Below are 18,690 nucleotides of genomic sequence, written 5' to 3'. Positions count from 1 at the left end.
TATATTAATTGGTGATTTGTTCGTTTATCCCTATATTGCTATTATATTAGCGAGAACAATATATTGGGGGGACAAGAATGAATTTGAAATTAACATCTAAATTGGAAAGATTAAGAAAAAGTAAAAAAGGAATTGGTGCTTGTGTTCTGGCTGCAGGGGTGACGGCAATTACAATGATTCCTCAAAGTGCGTATGCACATGGGTTTGTTGAAAAACCGAGTAGTCGTGCTGCTTTATGTAGTCAGAATTATGGGGCATTAAATTTAAATTGTGGAAATGTAATGTATGAACCTCAAAGTCTAGAAGCACCTAAAGGGTTTCCAGATGGTGGACCGATTGATGGGAAAATCGCTTCGGCAGGAGGATTATTTGGAGGAACTCTTGACCAACAAACAACAAATCGTTGGTTCAAAAACACAATTAAGGGTGGAGAAAATACATTTACATGGAAATATACAGCAGCACATTCTACAAGTAAATGGCATTATTACATTACAAAAAAGGGATGGGATCCTAACAAACCGTTAACACGTGCTGAATTAGAACCAATTGGTACTGTGAAACATGACGGTTCGGCTGCATCAAATAATTTAACACATACAATTAATGTACCAACTGATCGTAATGGTTATCATGTTATTTTAGCTGTATGGGATGTAGCAGATACGTCAAATGCCTTTTATAATGTAATTGATGTAAATTTAGTAAATAATGAAACACCTGATACAGTAGCTCCAAGTCAACCAACTGAATTAAATGCCTCTAAAGTTTCTGCCAATAGTGTTGAAATAACATGGAAGGCTTCTACTGATAATATAGGTGTAAAAGAATATCAAGTGTTACGTAATGGAGAAGTAATTGATACGGTACCAGGTACAACTTTTATTGATAAAAAGTTAAAAGCAGATACGGAATATACCTATACAATAAAGGCATTAGACTCTGCTGGAAACATATCAAAAGAAAGCGAAAAACTAAAGGTTAAGACAACACATGCAATCCCAGATATAGAGGCTCCAAGTCAACCAAAAGGATTACATATTATGGGTACAACAGCGACAACTGTTGATTTGATGTGGAGTCCGTCAGAAGATAATGTAGGTGTTGACCATTATATTGTATATAGAGAAAGCGCTGGGGTTATGAATAAAATTGGGACCGCGGCTAATTCATCCTTTATGGATAAAGATTTGAAGGCTAATACATCGTATAAATATGTAGTGACGGCGGTTGATTTAGCTGGAAATGAATCTAGTAGAAGTGATGTTTTGAATGTAACAACAAAGTCAGAGGATTCCGTATATGAAAAATGGGATGCAAGAAAAGCATATACTAAAGGTGATAGAGTAGTACATGAGGGGAAAGTGTATGAAGCAGTTCAAAATCATCAAGGAAATGGCGACTCAAATTGGATTTTTGCTTTATCGCTTTGGAAGCCAGTTTTGAATAAATGATAAGCTGAAAAAGGTAGTTAACAATTTTGGATTGCTCTTTAAAAATTAAGGGCTGTTTCAAATATAATTATCTAATGGATTAAATGATATGTTAATAAAGTGAAACTTTAATCAGTGAAGGTTTTGTTCATCCCCCACTGATTATCATCCCTCACCAATCGGGCTTTTACGGGCGCCCGTTAATGCGGGATAAAATTTAAACGCCATCCTAATGTTTACGAAATGAAATTAAAAAAGAATCCCAATGGAATTCCATTGGGATTCTTTTTTTCTAATTTGTAATAGCGTATATTTTCACTGTGAATTTGCTAGTGGCACCAATTGGACTTGCAATATAATATTTAGTATTTGTGTAAGCTTCAGTCCTAGATTCATGTGAAATATTTTTCCAACGAGTGGAATCTATTCCTAGGGAAACATCAATCATTACATTGAAAGAAATAGTAGAAGGATAATCTTTTTCTGAAGGCACAATAACCCATTTTAATTCTTTGGTACCTACAGGTAAACTATCAATTTTAAAGTTTTGGCTGGATCGATTTTGTTGCCCTGATAAAGGACTAGATTCAGATGATATTTGTGAAATTAATATTTCCTTTTCATTTGAATGTATACCATTTAATTTAATGATACTATTAATTAAACCTGGACCGGGAAAATCAGCTGCGATGATACCAGAATGTTTAATTGCGCCTTGTTGTAAGAGTTCGGTCCCAAGTGTATTCATCCCCCCATAGTATACTTGTCCGTTTCTATCGCGAGGGAAATCACTCCACGCATTAGTGGAATTCGTTTGAATCAATTTAGGACTACTGTCAGTATTTCTGCTCTCTTTTCCGCTTGCAACAAACCAAGGATATACATTATTTAAAAATGCGGCTGCGCCCCCCGTACCACTAAAATGGTTGAGATAAATTTTTCCATTATTAAAATTAGTATTTGTATTTTGTAGATGGTTTTTTATCGCAATCCATTTTGTATATATTTCGTCTGGTCCGCTTCCAATTTCAAATTTATCTTGTATATTCAAACCTTCGTAATCAATCCCGTACAATTGAGTGGATGTAAAGTTTTGTAAGATTACAATTTTCCCGCGGGTATCTCCTAAAGTAGGGTTATTTCTATCTGAAGTTGGTACGGAATTAGGATCCCAAAAATATGAAGCATTAACGTTTTTATATTTTAAAAATATCTCCTCAAATGATAGAGATCCACTTTCAGGAGTAGTTTCTTCTTTTAAGCGCATTAATATTGTTTCTGTTGGGTGATCTTTTAAAAATTGAATGGTCTCTTTTAATACATCTTCAAACACAGCTTTTTGATTTACAACGCCATGATACATTGCAAAAGAATCTTTTACACGTTTAACACGCATATCTACATATCGAATTCCGGAATTTAATTGTTGGGATAAACTCATAGTTTGATTTCTTGTCAAATTTTCATCAAGAAAACTCGCTCCATGTAAAGCCATCGTACCGTGAGTCCCTGGAATAGATATTTCACTTATTTTTGTTGAACCTTCTATTTTCGACATCCACGATGGATTTTGATACCCTATATTGGATTCGTAGGAGTAACCTGGATGACTATCAGCTAAAATAGTAGATGGTGTACTTAAACTTGCTAGTGTAATACAAGTAAGGATGCTAATTTTAAAGAAATTTCTCATTTTTATTTTGTTCATTTTTTCTCTCCTGACCTTTAAACAATTGTTAGATGATTTTTTACTATATTTATTGTTTTTCATTCTTAAGATAATAAATTTTTGTATTTAAAAATAATTAACAATAGGGGGAGTAAGTTATTTGAGACTTTAATAATTTTTTATTATAAATTGTCCCTAATAGCTAAACAGATTCTTGAAAACTCGAAGTATAGCCTCCAAAAAACAACTGTTTATCGTATTGAATACAAACAAAACAGAAGTCCTAAAAAAGACTTCTATTTTGTGACATATAATGAATGATAAGGTGGTAAACAAGTCAAGATAATGTGATTGAGTGGTAAAAATTTATTAATAGCTGTTTTAGAATCTCTTATAACAAGGCTGATTACAAAAAGCAGATCTCTACACTGCTAATAAAAATTGAAAAATTCTACTCATTAAAACTGAGACTAACTACAGTTGCAATTGATTGGGCTGCATGTTCCCAGCTTCCATCTATAACTTTACCAATCTGCTGACCAAGTGCATTTAAATCATTTGGATTAACTGGAATTCCATTATACGCAGCAAGAATTGATAAAAGTGGAGCAGCAAATGGTGTCCAACCACCTCTATCAATATTAAATACAGGTTTATCTAGTACCTTTCCATCTTGTACTGTAAACTCATAATAAAATTGATCATCTGGACGAAAACTTAAATGATGAGAGATTTGCCCCTTAACATATTTTTTTCCTGCACCTAGATTTACTACTTCTATTTCTTTTACATTAAATTCATGTTCAAATACTTTGATTTTTTTGACTTCTGGACCATTTAAGGCAGCTTGAACGGCTGTTTCCAAATTGTTTTGTGCAAAAGGTTGAATACTTAATTGTGCCTCTTTTGGTTGAATGGGAGCCTCCTTTTCTGCAGCAAACACTGAGGTAGTAGGTAGTGCACCTGTAGCTAACGTAGCTGCAAGTGCTGTTGTCATCATGATTTTCCTTTTCATCTTCATAGTTTTTCTTCCTCTCTAAAAGTTTTGATATATAATCTTTTAAAGACTGACACGGTGCATTTTTTTTCATAATGTACGCAAAAAATCAGTTTAAGAATTATGTGAAATCGTGTCAGAAAATTAAAAATCATATATGTATTTAAGATGATATCCATCTACACATATTTTTTCAATTTTTAGATAAATGTAATAGTAATGACTTCTTGAGAATTAATTTAGCACCTTGTTTATTTAAAAAAGTCCTATAAACACATTTAGTTCATAGTAAAAGTAATATATTTGATATTAAATGTCTTGTATAATGCGATAAAATTTCACAATTTTTTATCATTATATACAGAAAAAGGTAAAGAAACTTAAGTGATATTTAATGCTTGTCTTAGTTGTGAATTATGTGAATCTACTTATTGTAACAGCTAAGATATTAGATCTTGTTTTTTTTAAACATTACTTATCCGGATTCATGAAAAGTATTTTAAGATATTAGTTTTATTCGATGTAACAATATATGGTTTTGTTATTTAAAATAAAATATGGAAGTAACATAGGGGATTTACGCATATAGTAATGGTAATGGTGTAATTAACGGAATTTTCACTTAAATATGATAAAACTATGGTGTTTTTAACTTATAATAATGTTACTACGATGAAAATATGGCTACTAATTAGTTAATTTAAAAATCAATTTTAGATAGGAAGAGGATAATGAAGACTAGAGATAGTTATAAAATTATTGTCATTGGTGCCGGGACTGCAGGACTATCTTCTACTGCACATTTATTACGAAATGTCCCCCTATTGAAAGAAAGTATAGCGATTATTGATCCGTCAAAAAAACATTATTTTCAGCCACTATGGAGTTTAGTGGGGGGAGGAATTGTTTCAAAGGAAAGTACGATGCGTGATCAAGAATCACTTATTCCAAAAGGGGCAACGTGGATCCCTAAAAGTGTTGTTAAGTTATGTCCATCTGAAAATAAGATACTTTTAGATGATGGACTGTTGCTTGAGTATGAAATTCTTATTGTAGCAGCCGGAATACAAATAAATTGGGAAGGTATTAAAGGCTTAAAAGAGTCTATTGGGAATAATGGGGTTTGTAGTAATTACTCTTATAAATATGTTGATTCAACTTGGAGAGAAATTGAAAAATTTAAAGGAGGAAATGCGGTTTTTACCCACCCCAATACTCCTATTAAATGCGGTGGTGCTCCACAAAAGATTATGTATTTAGCAGAAGAGTATTTTTCTAATAGCGGTGTAAGAAACAAAAGTGAAGTAATGTTTTATACTGCGAACGCTAACATATTTCAGGTTCCACGTTATGCAAATACTTTAGAACAAGTGCTAGAAAGAAAGCAAATTATAACAAATTATAATAAAAACTTAGTAGAAATTATTGCCGAAAAGAAAGAAGCAATTTTTGAAGATACGCAAACACTGAAAAGAGAAACTGTACCATACAGTATGATCCATGTTGTTCCACCAATGGGGCCACCTAATTTTATTAAAGAGAGTGAGATAAGTGATTCTCAGGGGTGGGTAGATATAAGCCCTTATACTTTACAGCATATACAGTATAAGAATATTTTTGGACTTGGAGATTGTACCAATTTACCCACCTCTAAAACTGGAGCGGCAATTCGAAAACAAATACCTGTCTTAAAACAAAATATTATGGACGTAATTAACGGAAGAGACTTGCATGCTAAATATGATGGATATACATCCTGTCCGATTGTTACAGGATATAAAAGTCTTATACTCGCTGAATTTAATTATGAACATGAGCCCCAAGAAACGTTTCCATTTAATCAAGCGAAAGAACGGTATAGTATGTTTTTACTTAAAAGATATATGTTGCCCTATATGTATTGGAATTTAATGTTGAAAGGGACCTTATAGGAGAAGATAAAAAGTGGTTATAAAAATTGAAAAACAATTTGAAATAACTATTTGGAGGGAATAACTATGCTTTTAAAATATTTTTATGATGAAAAATTAGCACATGCTTCCTATTTAGTCGGTTGTCAGAAGGAAGGTGTAGCAATTGTAATTGATCCAGGTCGCTATATAGAACAATATATAGAGTTTGCTAAGAAAGAGGGGATGGAAGTAATTGCTGCAGCTGAGACTCACATTCATGCAGATTTTCTTTCTGGATCTAGAGAACTTTCTAATCTTTATCATGCAAATTTATATGTATCTGATGAAGGAGATTGTGATTGGAAATATCAATATCTTAACGAAGGTCGATACAAATTGGTTAGAGAGGGCACAGAGTTTAAAGTAGGCCATATAAAATTTAATGTAATTCACACCCCAGGGCATACGCCTGAAAGTATTTCTTTTTTAGTAACTGATACAAGTCAAAATAACTATACCAATGATAAGCCGATAGGAATATTCACAGGTGATTTTATATTTGTAGGGGATATAGGAAGACCGGATTTATTAGAAACTGCTGTCGGCATGAAAGATACTGCAAAAATAGGAGCGAAACAATTATTTGATTCTATACAAAAAATAAAAATACTCCCTGATTATTTGCAAATATGGCCTTCACATGGTGCAGGAAGCGCATGTGGAAAAGCATTAGGAGCAATTCCAACTTCTACATTAGGTTATGAAAAGATGTTCAATTGGGCATTTCAGTGTACTGAAGAAAGTGATTTTGTATCGACTTTATTGACGGGACAGCCAGAGCCTCCAAAGTATTTTTCATTAATGAAGAATTTAAATAAGTATGGTCCGCCAATTCGTAAGAAGAGAAAAGGTACTGCTATTAATACAGTAGAAGAACTTCAAGAAATTTTGAGGAGCGTTCATCAAATAGTTGATATAAGGGATGTAGAGAGTTTTGCTGCAGGTCATATTGAGAAATCAATTAACATACCTTATAACAATTCATTCACAACTTGGTGTGGATGGTTATTAGATTATAAAAAAGAAACTTTAATAATTCTAGATGAAGAAAAAGTTAAAGTGGAGGCAGTTATTAGAGAATTTGAATCCATTGGGTTAGATAATATTATTGCTTTTGCACCCTTAAAAGTAATACAAAGACTTGATAGATTTGAAAGTTATAAAGAAAAAACATCGATTGAATTATATCCGCATATAAAAGGTGAAAGCGTTAAGGTTATCGATGTGCGTAGTAAAAAAGAGTGGGAGGAAGGACACCTTCATGATGCAATACATATCACTTTAGGTAATCTAATTGAACAGATAGATTATATACCGAAAGATTGTCCAATAGTTTTGCAATGTCGAACCGGACTACGTTCCGCTATAGCAGCTAGTATTTTACAAAGAGCTGGTATAAAGGAAGTAGTGAATTTAAAGGGAGGATTTCTTGCATGGAAAAAAGAAGGGCTTCCTTATACAACATGCAATCTCAATGTGTAGGAAAATATTATATGATAGGTAAGGATAATTAAAAGAAGTTATAGATGACGTGTTAGACAAGGAAATCATAATTGTTGCAGCTTCAGGAAATACATTAGGATTATTAATTGATTATCCAGTTAAATATGAAAATGTAATATTTGTTTTAGCATTAAATAATTTAACATTGGATCCATCTTTTATGGAATGGCAGTGTTGGAAGTACTTAGGTATTATCAATAAGAACCCAATTTAAAATTCTCTTGGATGCAAGAGAATTTTTTTATTGGGAATAGTAAGGGGGAGGGGAGGTGCATTACATATGGGAAAAGGTAGAAGTAATAATGCTGGTAAAAAGCAACCGAATTTTGATGATTCATCTAATTTTGCTAAACAAAGCCAACCGACAGAAAAGAAGAAGAAATAAGAACAGGAGCTCTCTTGATAAAGGGAGCTCCTGTTAAAAGTGGATTGACGTTTCACAATAACATATCGATGGATTAACCCAATAGCCATAAATACAAGGTTTTAATTTTTACGAAGGGCACCTAATTTAATATTATTGTCCCGCTTTTTTATACTTATTGACGCGTTAAATCTATTTGAGATGCTCCTTAATGGCGTTGGGCGTGACCTTAATTAAAATTTTTTAAACCTAATGGGACTTACCATTAAGAGGGCGAGGATTAAAGTAATCCATGCATTACTATATGAAAACAATGCCATACCAGCCAATGATAATCCTGCAGCTGGAATAGGTAATCCCTTAAAATATCCAATAGTTGGTTTAATACTAAATTTAGCTAATCTTAAAGCACCCATTGTTGGGAATAGGATAAATGCCAAAGAAGTTAAAATAGAAGGTGTTGCTATCGTATGAAATAAAAGCGCAGGAGCGACGCCGAAACTAACAATATCAGCTAAGGAATCCAATTCTACGCCAAACTCACTGTTCACTTTTAATTTTCTCGCAATTCTTCCATCAAGAAAATCTAAAACAGCTGAAAAGAAAATGAGAATGGAGGCTGTTCCTAAATATTCACTCATATTCAAGGTAATTGAGAAAACACCGCACAATAAATTTCCAATCGTAAATAAATTCGGTATAATTTTTACAAGCTGATTAAACAAGTTTGTTCCTCCTAAATTAATTAAACTTCACATTTCTGTAGCAATTTCTATATATTCTTCCGTTATTCTTAAAAATATATGACCACTGTATTACTGTAAGCTAATTAAATTTCGATAAGAGAAAAATTGATTTCTTAAATGTTCCACTGGTTTATAAAAATGTTTAATCATTTTCAGTACGCGTTATTGAATATTAGCACTTGATAGTTGATATTTCGAGTAGTTAGGGATTTTCCGGTTCTGGTGCAAAAAATTCAAGGTAATTAAAAATAATCTCTAAAAAGGAGACATAATGATACTATTATTCTAAAAAGTTTCGTGGTTGGTATCGAATATAAAATGGGGTTTTTATACAAAAAGCACCCGAAAGGGTGCCTTTTGTATCTCTTAAAATGACTGAAGATGCGTTTACTTGAGTTCATTAGGTAGTTAGAGACTATCTTTAACGAAAATGTCGAATAGTTTATCATCATTATATATCAATTTAGTAATGAATAGGAATTTAGAAAGTTCCATGGAAAGTACATATCAACCTCATTGGAAGATTGGAAATTTAATAACTGGTGATACATTTTACTTAACGCAACATTTTGGTGCGCAAATGAAAAATTTTAAAGTCCACACAAATGGTACCCTAGAACGATTTCAAACAATAGAACTAGAATTAAAATAAAATTTTTGCAGGATCAATTAAATTCATTTCTTGTTATGCAAACACATTTTCAGCGAAACTAACTTCTTTACTATTTTGCGCAGGACAGACTTTATAAAAAATGGCTACGTTTCCTGATTTTGAAATAATCCTCTTAAATTGCAATTCTGCTTTTCTAAAAGCTTTACTGCATCAACAATAGAAGTAATTGCTACAAAGGTTATTCAAATGAAATTTATAAAAGCTTGATAGGCGATACCAAGTGAAAATACCGTAGCTACTATATGTGCAGTCCATTTAGGCATATTTAATTTCAATACGGTATTGTACAAGATTCCATATACGATACAAATAATTAATATAAATGCAATGAATTGAAGAACTAATAAAAATAGCGGTTGTTCCATTTATTTTCACTTCCTTTATTTAATATATTAATATATTTTCTTTAGAAGTGAAAGTTTTATTTCTGTAAATTTCCAAAAATGTGATATGAAAGGAATAGTGGTAATCACAAGAATTACTGCAAAACTATAATGTAACTAAAAGTATTATTACGAGATCAGTAAAGTAGTAAAGAAGGTCGCCATTCAAGGCGACCTTCTTTACTATGCGTTATACCCAAATAATTTTAAATCTTCTCCTGAATCTGAAATGATTTTCTCAAATCGTAATCCTACTTTTTCTAAAAGCTTTCCTGAGGCGATGTTATCTATAGAAGTAATTGCTACAATTCGTTTCATGCCGAGCTTTTGTACACCGTATTCGATTATCGCAGAAGCTGACTCGTAGCCATATCCTTTTGAACGGAATGTTTCTAAAAAGGCAAATCCGATATCAACGTCTTCTAATGAATCTCTTTTAATAAGGCCACACATACCAAGTGGAGTGAGATCTTCTTTGCATTCTACTAAGTAAAGGCCAAATCCGAGTTTGTTATACATATCGATGGGACCGTTTACAATATAATTTTTTGCATCTTCTAAGTTTCTAACTCCTTTGTCACCGATAAACTGAATCCATGCAGAATCGTTTACTAACTCAAGAATAAAAGGAGCGTCTTTTATATCAAGCCAACGAAGGTTAAGACGTTCGGTTTCAAGAACTATCAATGATTACACCACCTTTAAAAAGTTATAACAATTAGTATGGATTGTGTAAAACAAAAGTGCAACATATTTTAGTGGGGCTTTGTTTGTTCACATAAAGTTCGTTTGTTTTGTATAGAGAGATATTTTATAATTAAGATTGATTGTAAAGAGTGAGATGCTTATACAATGACTCCTAGGTGACTAGGAGTTTTTACTATATAACTATCATTATTACTAAATATGACACACTACACATTCTACTCAAGGAGGTACATAATGAAGAAATTATATAATGCATCGTTTACGTATTTGATTATCGGTTTATTATCAGGGATTTTCGCTAGGGAGTATGGTAAGTATAAAGGGATTTTAGGATCTACTTTGTTAAATCTTTTGCATACACATACACTTGTACTTGGCTTTTTCTTCTTTTTAATTGCTTTAGGATTAGCAAAAGTATTCGCGTTTCATGAAGTGAAAGGGTTTAATAAGTGGTTTGTTTTACATAACATTGCATTAACATTAATGTTAGGTTCGCTAGCAGCGAGAGGGCTTCTTCAGTTAAATGGAGCTGACTTTAAAGGGTTAACTTATATTGTAGGGTTTTCTCATTCGTTGATGGCAGTTACTTTAATTTGGTTTATGTTGTTAATAAAGAAATCGTTTAAAATGTAGTGAAAAAGAACTTGTAGCGTGTGCTGCAGGTTCTTTTTTCTATGTTCACGCTAAATAATCTTATTTTTCTAATTATTTTGTATAAAAATGGTATACTAATTTTAAACTTAAAAAGGAGAGTTGATTATGGAAATAACAATTGAACATGTAGTAAATGAATTAAAAGGCATACTTCCTGAAGATCGAGTAGTAATAAATATGACAGTAAGAGAGTTACATAGTAAAGATGAATCTTACCATGTTAGTAGTTTACCTGATGTAGTTGTTTTTCCAAAAACGACCGAAGAAGTTAGCGCGATAATGAAAATAGCGAGTCAGCATGGGACAGCTGTCGTTCCATTTGGAGTAGGGTCCAGTTTAGAGGGACATGTAATTCCTTACGAAAAAGGAATTACAATGGACTTTTCTCTTATGAATAAAATACTTGAAATAAGAGAAAAGGATTTTCTTGTGAGAGTACAGCCAGGGGTGACGCGCTCTCAGCTTAATAAAGAATTGAAAAAGTATGGATTATTTTTTAGTGTAGACCCAGGAGCTGATGCAACGTTAGGAGGAATGGCTGCTACAAATGCGAGCGGAACGACAGCGGTAAAGTATGGGGTAATGCGTGATCAAGTTCGAGATTTAAAAGTCGTTCTTGCTGATGGAGGAGTAATACATACCGGGAATTTAGCGGCGAAGTCATCATCAGGTTATCATTTAAATGGTATTTTCGTAGGCTCAGAAGGAACACTTGGATGTTTCACGGAGTTAACTTTAAAAGTATACGGTATACCAGAACATGTTATGGCTGCGAGGGCATCGTTTCCAACTATAAATGATGCAGTAGAAGCTGTAATTAACATATTACAAGCAGGTATTCCAATCGCGAGAATTGAACTCGTTGATGAATTATCTATGAAACAAGTAAATCATTACAATGAAACAAGTTACAGAGAAGAACCGACACTGTTTTTAGAGTTTCACGGCAATGAAGCAGGGTTAAAGCAAGATATTGAATTTACGAAAGAAATCGTTCTTGATCATAAATGTATAGAAATTGCATTTGAGACGGAAACAGCAGCGAGAAATAAACTGTGGGATGCAAGACATAACTTAGCGTACTCTTACGTGCATAGTTATCCTGGTAAAAAGCTAATGAGTACAGACGTATGTGTGCCAATTTCGGAATTAGCTGGCGCAATTCAACATGCGAAAGAGGTATTAGATAAAGTAGGCCTTATTGGTGGTATTCTCGGTCATGTTGGGGATGGGAATTTCCATGTACTCTTAATGATTGACGCAAATGATAAAGAGGAAGTGAAGAAGGCAGACGAAATAAACGAAAGTATCGTTTTGTATGCTCTTAAACTAGGAGGAACGTGTACAGGAGAACATGGCGTTGGAATCGGAAAACGAAAGTATCAAGAAGAAGAACATGGGGCGGCATTATTTGTAATGGAGAAAATAAAGAAAGCTCTTGATCCGCAAAATATTTTGAATCCGAATAAGGTGTTTCAATTAAAAGATAGGGGCTGAGTGGATGAAAGTACTAGAAGCGATAAGTAATATAGCTGGAAAGTATTTTGCATTTTGGACCGGCTGCTGCACTCCCAAGTGTATTAGCGGCAGTATGGCATAACATTGCAGGGCCAATATTAGCAACCATCTGGTCAAAAAATGCAAAGAATACTTTCAGCGATGAAAATGTATTAATAAATATAGAAAAATAGGAATGATAAATAATGCAAAAACGTATTGTACATTTTGAAGGAATGGTTGTATTTTTAGCCACGATTTATATGTATTCAATATATGAGTTTAATTGGATTATATTTTTTGTATTCCTTTTAGCGCCGGATTTATCCATGTTAGCGTATGGGATCAATAATCACGTTGGTGCGAAAATATATAACGTATGTCACACATATATTATATCCATATTAATTGTTCTAATAGGTGTCTATTTTAAGATAGATACCGTTATAGTGATTGGCTTAATATGGACAGCACATATTGGAATGGATCGAATGTTTGGATATGGGTTGAAATATGAGACGGATTTTAAGGATACCCATATTCAAAGATTATAATTGCTTTTGAGGAGAGGGATACGTTGAAACAGAGAATTACTATCGAAGAATATAACATCAAATGGGAAAGTGAATTTAATAAGCTACAAACTCTCATTAACGATGTGATGGAAGACAGCATTTTATCCATTGAACATGTTGGGAGTACATCTGTTAAAGGGCTTGCATCAAAACCAATACTAGATATCGATATTGTAATAGAAGAGTACGAAATTTTTCATGAGGTAGTAAAAAAACTTGAGAAGATAGGGTACTATCATCAGTTAGAATGGAGCTTTAAAGGAAGAGAGGCGTTTGGAAGAAAGGATACGTTCGTTCCATGGAACGAGGGAAATACAGTTTGGATGGAACATCATTTATATGTGTGTGATAAAAATAGTGAAGAGTTGAGAAGGCATATAGTGTTTCGAGATTACCTTCGTGAACATACTGAAGTAGCTAATGAGTATGGAAACTTGAAGGAAGAGTTAGCAAGAGAGTCGAAAAATCGATCTAGTTATATTGAGGGTAAGACCGTATTTATTACAAATATATTAGAAAAAATAAACTAAAGCAGCATGGAATACATGCTGCCTATTGTTTTGAAATAGAAAGCTGCCATTATAAAACAAATACAAACTGGCCCTGTTGATTGATGCGGTTACTAAATATAATAGGAAACAAAATAGAAAAGAGCGGAAAAGAGGGAGCTTATGTACATACCAAAATATTTCGCAATACAAGATGAAGAGATGAAGTACGAAATAATGGAACAAAATAGCTTTGCGACATTATTTTCTCAACATAACGGAGAACCATATGCAACGCACTTGCCGTTGTTATTAAATAGGGAGACCCTTACTTTACATGGTCACTTCGCACGGCCGAATGAACAGTGGAAAGATATTGGGACTCAGCAAGTACTAGCTATATTTCAAGGACCACATAGTTACATCTCTCCGTCATGGTATGAAACAAACAATGCAGTACCAACATGGAATTACGTTGCAGTGCATGTATATGGTGAATTAGAAATTGTTGAAGATGAGAAGAAATTAGTAGATTCTCTTCAAGATTTAGTAAGTAAATATGAAGATCCAGAGAGCACCTACTCACTTAATGATGTAGATCCGAATTATATGGGAGGATTAGGTAAGGGGATAGTTGGATTCAAAATAAAGATAAATAAAATAGAAGGAAAAGCGAAGTTAAGTCAAAATCATTCTGTAAAGAGACAGAATTTAGTTGTGGAGAAACTTGAGAAAGTTGGTAGTGAGGGGAGTAGAGGGATTGCAGGGTTCATGAGAAAATAGAGTTTATTCTAAATAAGCGTATTTAAAAAGACCTTCTTAATTGAAGGTCTTTCATTTTTTAAAGTGCTTTTTCAGTTGTTGTTGAGTTGTAGTCTTTACTTACGTCAACGGATTGAACAAGGTCAGGTCTTTGTGGTGCAGGGGTGTCCCCAATGTTTAATGCTACATATCCTAACTGTGTTTTCGGTGTTTCTGAGGTGAAGCTTAATCCAAGAGTTGTGATGCTAATAACAGCTAAGCCAATGATGCTCAATTTAATCTTTTTCATTATATCAAAGCTCCCTTTTCTTCATGTTTTTTTCTTGCTTGATTGGCCATGTAAAAGTATTGACTAGCTTTTATATGGTCTTCTTTTTCATAAAACATATTTGCTAGAACATCAGTGTACTCTTGTATACATTCCCAAAGGTTTTCTGTTTTAAAGTAAGAAATTCCTTCCAAAATTATCATTTCTAAATCATTTATAGAAGTTTTATTATTTAGTTCTCTTAAAATCATGAAACGATATTGAAACTCTTTGTTTTCTAGTTTATTTGAGATGTTTAATCCTTTTTTTATAAGTTCTTTAGCCTGGGTATATTCTCCAAGCTTGTAGTATTCACGTGCTTCAACAAAAAGTGCTTTAAAGTGATTTGGTTGCTTAGTTGTAACCTCTGAAATATGACGCATTGCTAACTCTGAAAGGTTTTGACTTGCATATAGCCAAGCTAAATTATGTCGTACTCTTAATGATAAAGTCTCCTCTGAATACTTCTGTAGAATATTTAATGCTGAATCAAGTCTAATTTCAGCTTGTTCAAACTGTTTTAAATCAATACAAGATAAACCAAAGATGTTATCACACAAAGCAACATTAATTTCGCAGTTTATATGTTTTGAAAAAATCGCTTTAGCTTCATTTGCAGATTGGATTGCTACTAGTGGTTGATATGTTTGATAATAATAGGAAGCTAAGCGGTAGTTAAATTCAGCATTCTCTAGTTCGTCAGATACGTGTATTAGCAGCTTTTTAGCGTTCTCGAAAAGGTGTTTTGCTGTATTGTAGTTTCCAATAATTGTATTGTGAATAGCCTTAAAAAAATGATAATAATAAGAAAATAGCCCATTCTCTGGAAGTGGGAAAGAATCAATTTTATTAAAATCATCTTTATTAATATTTAAACCATCTGTTAAAATTTTGTATCTGAAATTAAAAAGTGAATAATACAATTGTAGGTTTGTATCTTCTTCTGAATTAGAGATGATATTTTCAATATCTTTTTTTATTTTTGTTGCATGGGTAGTTTGATGTTGTAACATAGCTCTATACCAGTCATTAAATAATTTTGTAATTTGTTCATTACCTTGTAGTTGAACGTTCATGAAATCCCCTCACTTTTTGAATATTCTTATAAAATATAGTATCAAAAATAAAAATATTTAGAAATGATGTTTTATATTTCTCAATATTTGTTTAACAAGCTTCCGAGTAAGTATATGGGAATAGTGTGGAATTTGTTTTGAACTAAAGAAATGGCATCGGGGGATGTGCATTTTAAAGTTTTAGTTGAGTGGGGGGGATATAAAAAAGGTGCGTTCACACAATTTATATGAACGCATCTTTTTACATATTAAACAATCAAGTCCCACAAAAAGTACGATAAGGGCGATTCGTCGGTGCAGGTGGAATGCAGTATTCTTCTTGATCTGTAGAATACGCATAAGGGTTTGATAAAGCTTCAAGAAGTTTCTCCATTACGCTATAGTCGTCATTTGTAACAGCTGCTTCTAGTGCTTCTTCTACACGGTGGTTCCTCGGGATGATTGATGGGTTATTATTTTTCATCATCTCGTAGGCGTTTTCTTTCGATTGTTCTTGTCTGTCTAATCGAGATTGCCACAGTTTGTACCATTCTTTAAATTCAGGACTTTCAAATAGAGCTGTATTTTCGATAGCATCAAGAGTTAATGAACGGAATGTATTTGTGTAATCCGCTTTATATTTCTCCATCATTTTTAAAAGTTGCTCAATAAGTGATTGATCTTGTTCTTCGTTGCTAAATAGTCCTAATTTCTTTTTCATTCCAAGGAACCAATGGTTTTCATACTGTACGCTAAATTTCGAGATTTCGTCTTGGGCGATTTTTAGTGCTTCTTCTTCATCTTCGTGCAGAATTGGTATTAAAGATTCTGCTAATCGGGCGAGGTCCCATGCGGCCATATATGGTTGATTTCCATATGCATAACGGCCTTGTGTGTCAATAGAGCTAAATACGGTTCCTTGGTCGTAATTGTCCATAAATGCACAAGGACCGTAATCAATTGTTTCGCCACTGATCGTTATATTGTCAGTGTTCATTACGCCGTGAATAAATCCAACAAGTTGCCATTTTGCGATAAGACTTGCTTGTTTTTTAATGACTTCTTGTAGTAATGCAGTATATCGGTTTTCATGGGATTCACTTTCTGGGTAATGTCTTTTTATCGTATAGTCAGCTAGCGATTTAAGGTCCTCTATTGAACCACGAGCTGCAGCATATTGAAATGTACCAACCCGTATATGACTACTAGCGACTCTAGTTAAAATTGCTCCAGGTAATTTTGTTTCACGATATGTTGGTTCCCCGGTTGTAACAACTGCTAAACTGCGAGTAGTCGGAATATCAAGTGCATACATTGCTTCACTAATAATATATTCACGTAGCATCGGACCGAGTGCAGCACGGCCATCTCCTCGGCGTGAATAGGGAGTAGGGCCAGAACCTTTCAGTTGAATATCGAAACGCTCACCTGAAGGAGTAATTTGTTCGCCAATTAAAAGAGCACGACCGTCGCCTAACATATTAAAATGTCCGAATTGATGACCAGCATATGCTTGAGCTAATGGATGAGCTCCTTCTGGAAGTCCATTGCCAGCGAAAATGGCAATTTCAGCTTCCTTTTTCAGTTCTTCAGGGGTTAAGCCAAGAGATATCGCTAATGAATGGTTTAGTTTAACTAACTCCGGTGAACTTACGGGAGTAGGGGGGATTTCTGTATAAAATGATTGTGGTAAAGTCGTATAACTATTATCTAAATTCCAACCTGTTTCATTATTTTTAGTCATTGTATCTCCTCCTTTTTGTATTTTAAATTATGTATTTGTACGTATATATTCTTTGTAAAGTTAACTAAAAGTATAATATAATATTTCCCCTTGCAATCTATTGTAAGGACTTCATTGCACTATGTCTATTTAACAGCAAATTTAAAACCTCCATTTTTTAAAATGGAGGTTTTATTATTATTTAATTTTTACAATTATTTTGCCTTTTGCTCTTCCAGACTCTGAATATTCCATTGCTTTTTGCGCATCTTCAAAAGGAAAAACTCGATCGATTACAGGTTTGATTTGTCCAGCTTCAATATAGTTTGCAATAGTACGTAATTGATCCCCGCTTGGCTTCATAAATAAAAATGAATATTGAGCATTATGCTTTTTTTCAAGTGCAGTAAGTTTTTTGCTGGCTAATGAAAATAAGAGAGTTTTAAAGAATCCTGAACCAAATTCTTTACCGAAGCGAGCGTTCGGCATGCCTGAAACGGAAACAATGTTTCCTCCGCTTTTTATAATATTGAATGATTTTTCAAGTGTTGCACCGCCGATTGTATCAAATACGGCATCATAATTTTTTAGTATATCTTCAAATTTCTCTGTTTTGTAATTAATAATTTCATCTGCGCCAAGAGACGTTACTAAATTCGCACCAGCTTCACTAGCAGTCGTTGTAACAATGGCACCCATTATTTTTGCTAGCTGAATAGCGAAAGTACCAACACCACCGGATCCAGCGTGAATTAAAATCTTTTGTCCTTTTTGTAATTGCATGATGTCATGTAATGCTTGATATGATGTTAAGCCAACGAGTGGAATCGAAGCCGCTTCCTCAAAACTTAAATTTTTCGGTTTTAAAGCAATATCATCTTCATGAATGGCTATATACTCCGCGAAAGTACCAATCTTATTTTTTCTTGGACGAGCATATATTTCATCACCGACTTTAAAGTTAGTCACTTTTGCCCCAACCTTTACGATGACACCGGAAAAGTCATTACCAAGGATTAGGGGCATCTCATATTTAAGCAACATCTTCACTTTTCCATCGCGTATTTTAAAATCAATTGGATTAATACTAGCTGCATGAATTTCTGCGAGCACTTCATACTCATTAATTTCAGGAGTAGGTACCTCTGCCATACGCATTGGGACTTTTCCGTACTTATCAATTATCATTGCTTTCATTTCT

At 33.5% G+C, this 18,690-nt stretch carries 18 protein-coding genes and 1 pseudogene; 10 read left to right on the top strand and 9 right to left on the bottom strand.

The window, feature by feature from the left end; all coding sequences use genetic code 11:
- Positions 1-77: 77 nt before the first annotated feature.
- Positions 78-1,454, top strand: a complete 1,377-nt coding sequence (locus ACUXVC_RS17655) for a lytic polysaccharide monooxygenase (RefSeq protein ID WP_089171539.1) — start codon at positions 78-80, stop codon at positions 1,452-1,454.
- 271 nt (positions 1,455-1,725) lie between these two features.
- Here ACUXVC_RS17655 and ACUXVC_RS17650 read toward each other — a convergent pair whose 3' ends face one another.
- Positions 1,726-3,141 (bottom strand): phosphatidylinositol-specific phospholipase C, encoded by a 1,416-nt coding sequence (locus ACUXVC_RS17650; protein WP_446025792.1) that lies wholly within the window; start codon positions 3,139-3,141, stop codon positions 1,726-1,728.
- Between the two features lie 412 nt (positions 3,142-3,553).
- Positions 3,554-4,123 carry a methyltransferase gene (locus tag ACUXVC_RS17645; protein WP_089171537.1) on the bottom strand — a complete coding sequence of 190 codons (570 nt, stop codon included), beginning with the start codon at positions 4,121-4,123 and terminating at the stop codon, positions 3,554-3,556.
- Between the two features lie 707 nt (positions 4,124-4,830).
- On the opposite strand from ACUXVC_RS17645, the gene ACUXVC_RS17640 reads away from it, so the two are divergent.
- The 3 genes from ACUXVC_RS17640 (at position 4,831) to ACUXVC_RS17630 (ending at position 7,768) form a co-directional block, all read left to right on the top strand.
- Positions 4,831-6,030 carry an FAD/NAD(P)-binding oxidoreductase gene (locus ACUXVC_RS17640; protein WP_089171536.1) on the top strand — a complete coding sequence of 400 codons (1,200 nt, stop codon included), beginning with the start codon at positions 4,831-4,833 and terminating at the stop codon, positions 6,028-6,030.
- A 66-nt stretch (positions 6,031-6,096) separates the two neighbouring features.
- Positions 6,097-7,533: an MBL fold metallo-hydrolase gene (locus ACUXVC_RS17635; protein WP_089171535.1), complete on the top strand. Its 1,437-nt coding sequence runs from the start codon at positions 6,097-6,099 to the stop codon at positions 7,531-7,533.
- 49 nt (positions 7,534-7,582) lie between these two features.
- Entirely contained in the window at positions 7,583-7,768 is a 186-nt protein-coding gene (locus ACUXVC_RS17630) for a hypothetical protein (protein WP_089171534.1), read from the top strand.
- 383 nt (positions 7,769-8,151) lie between these two features.
- Here the strand turns inward: ACUXVC_RS17630 and pssA are convergent, their stop codons facing one another.
- The 3 genes from pssA to ACUXVC_RS17615 form a co-directional block, all read right to left on the bottom strand.
- Entirely contained in the window at positions 8,152-8,643 is a 492-nt protein-coding gene (gene pssA / locus ACUXVC_RS17625) for a CDP-diacylglycerol--serine O-phosphatidyltransferase (protein ID WP_000483075.1), read from the bottom strand.
- Positions 8,644-9,519: 876 nt separating this feature from the next.
- On the bottom strand, positions 9,520-9,702 hold the full coding sequence (locus tag ACUXVC_RS17620; protein WP_078186891.1) for a hypothetical protein: 183 nt from the start codon (positions 9,700-9,702) through the stop codon (positions 9,520-9,522).
- A gap of 201 nt (positions 9,703-9,903) precedes the next feature.
- Positions 9,904-10,407 (bottom strand): GNAT family N-acetyltransferase, encoded by a 504-nt coding sequence (locus tag ACUXVC_RS17615; protein ID WP_098127981.1) that lies wholly within the window; start codon positions 10,405-10,407, stop codon positions 9,904-9,906.
- A gap of 255 nt (positions 10,408-10,662) precedes the next feature.
- Here ACUXVC_RS17615 and ACUXVC_RS17610 point away from each other — a divergent pair, with 255 nt between their 5' ends.
- The 6 genes and pseudogenes from ACUXVC_RS17610 (at position 10,663) to ACUXVC_RS17585 (ending at position 14,425) form a co-directional block, all read left to right on the top strand.
- Entirely contained in the window at positions 10,663-11,061 is a 399-nt protein-coding gene (locus ACUXVC_RS17610) for a DUF2871 family protein (protein WP_000737891.1), read from the top strand.
- A 126-nt stretch (positions 11,062-11,187) separates the two neighbouring features.
- Positions 11,188-12,579 carry an FAD-binding oxidoreductase gene (locus ACUXVC_RS17605; protein WP_446025791.1) on the top strand — a complete coding sequence of 464 codons (1,392 nt, stop codon included), beginning with the start codon at positions 11,188-11,190 and terminating at the stop codon, positions 12,577-12,579.
- A 50-nt stretch (positions 12,580-12,629) separates the two neighbouring features.
- A pseudogene (locus ACUXVC_RS17600) lies at positions 12,630-12,773 on the top strand (bile acid:sodium symporter family protein); the annotation flags it as partial.
- 12 nt (positions 12,774-12,785) lie between these two features.
- Positions 12,786-13,133: a DUF4260 domain-containing protein gene (locus ACUXVC_RS17595; protein WP_446025790.1), complete on the top strand. Its 348-nt coding sequence runs from the start codon at positions 12,786-12,788 to the stop codon at positions 13,131-13,133.
- Between the two features lie 23 nt (positions 13,134-13,156).
- Complete coding sequence (locus tag ACUXVC_RS17590; protein ID WP_098127988.1) at positions 13,157-13,684, top strand: GrpB family protein; 528 nt, start codon at positions 13,157-13,159, stop codon at positions 13,682-13,684.
- A gap of 141 nt (positions 13,685-13,825) precedes the next feature.
- Positions 13,826-14,425, top strand: a complete 600-nt coding sequence (locus tag ACUXVC_RS17585) for an FMN-binding negative transcriptional regulator (protein WP_446025789.1) — start codon at positions 13,826-13,828, stop codon at positions 14,423-14,425.
- A 58-nt stretch (positions 14,426-14,483) separates the two neighbouring features.
- Here the strand turns inward: ACUXVC_RS17585 and ACUXVC_RS17580 are convergent, their stop codons facing one another.
- The 4 genes from ACUXVC_RS17580 to ACUXVC_RS17565 form a co-directional block, all read right to left on the bottom strand.
- Positions 14,484-14,693, bottom strand: a complete 210-nt coding sequence (locus ACUXVC_RS17580) for a hypothetical protein (RefSeq protein WP_000721431.1) — start codon at positions 14,691-14,693, stop codon at positions 14,484-14,486.
- On the bottom strand, positions 14,693-15,787 hold the full coding sequence (locus ACUXVC_RS17575) for a response regulator aspartate phosphatase (protein ID WP_089171529.1): 1,095 nt from the start codon (positions 15,785-15,787) through the stop codon (positions 14,693-14,695). The genes ACUXVC_RS17580 and ACUXVC_RS17575 overlap by 1 nt, the downstream gene beginning before the upstream one ends.
- 256 nt (positions 15,788-16,043) lie before the next feature.
- Entirely contained in the window at positions 16,044-17,510 is a 1,467-nt protein-coding gene (locus ACUXVC_RS17570) for a protein adenylyltransferase SelO (RefSeq protein ID WP_095690422.1), read from the bottom strand.
- 177 nt (positions 17,511-17,687) lie between these two features.
- Positions 17,688-18,686, bottom strand: coding sequence for an NADP-dependent oxidoreductase (locus ACUXVC_RS17565; RefSeq protein WP_446025788.1), 999 nt, complete (start codon positions 18,684-18,686; stop codon positions 17,688-17,690).
- Positions 18,687-18,690: the final 4 nt, after the last annotated feature.

The sequence above is a fragment of the Bacillus sp. N6 genome (assembly GCF_052805735.1).
This window is presented reverse-complemented; position numbering and strand designations above follow the sequence as displayed.

Coding starts and splice junctions, on each gene's coding strand:
- ACUXVC_RS17585 (WP_446025789.1), top strand. CDS start 13,826: ATGTACATACCAAAATATTTCGCAATACAAGATGAAGAGATGAAGTAC.
- ACUXVC_RS17575 (WP_089171529.1), bottom strand. CDS start 15,787: ATGAACGTTCAACTACAAGGTAATGAACAAATTACAAAATTATTTAAT.
- ACUXVC_RS17620 (WP_078186891.1), bottom strand. CDS start 9,702: ATGGAACAACCGCTATTTTTATTAGTTCTTCAATTCATTGCATTTATA.
- ACUXVC_RS17635 (WP_089171535.1), top strand. CDS start 6,097: ATGCTTTTAAAATATTTTTATGATGAAAAATTAGCACATGCTTCCTAT.
- ACUXVC_RS17610 (WP_000737891.1), top strand. CDS start 10,663: ATGAAGAAATTATATAATGCATCGTTTACGTATTTGATTATCGGTTTA.
- ACUXVC_RS17570 (WP_095690422.1), bottom strand. CDS start 17,510: ATGACTAAAAATAATGAAACAGGTTGGAATTTAGATAATAGTTATACG.
- ACUXVC_RS17565 (WP_446025788.1), bottom strand. CDS start 18,686: ATGAAAGCAATGATAATTGATAAGTACGGAAAAGTCCCAATGCGTATG.
- ACUXVC_RS17655 (WP_089171539.1), top strand. CDS start 78: ATGAATTTGAAATTAACATCTAAATTGGAAAGATTAAGAAAAAGTAAA.
- ACUXVC_RS17645 (WP_089171537.1), bottom strand. CDS start 4,123: ATGAAGATGAAAAGGAAAATCATGATGACAACAGCACTTGCAGCTACG.
- ACUXVC_RS17595 (WP_446025790.1), top strand. CDS start 12,786: ATGCAAAAACGTATTGTACATTTTGAAGGAATGGTTGTATTTTTAGCC.
- ACUXVC_RS17650 (WP_446025792.1), bottom strand. CDS start 3,141: ATGAACAAAATAAAAATGAGAAATTTCTTTAAAATTAGCATCCTTACT.
- ACUXVC_RS17605 (WP_446025791.1), top strand. CDS start 11,188: ATGGAAATAACAATTGAACATGTAGTAAATGAATTAAAAGGCATACTT.
- ACUXVC_RS17640 (WP_089171536.1), top strand. CDS start 4,831: ATGAAGACTAGAGATAGTTATAAAATTATTGTCATTGGTGCCGGGACT.
- ACUXVC_RS17580 (WP_000721431.1), bottom strand. CDS start 14,693: ATGAAAAAGATTAAATTGAGCATCATTGGCTTAGCTGTTATTAGCATC.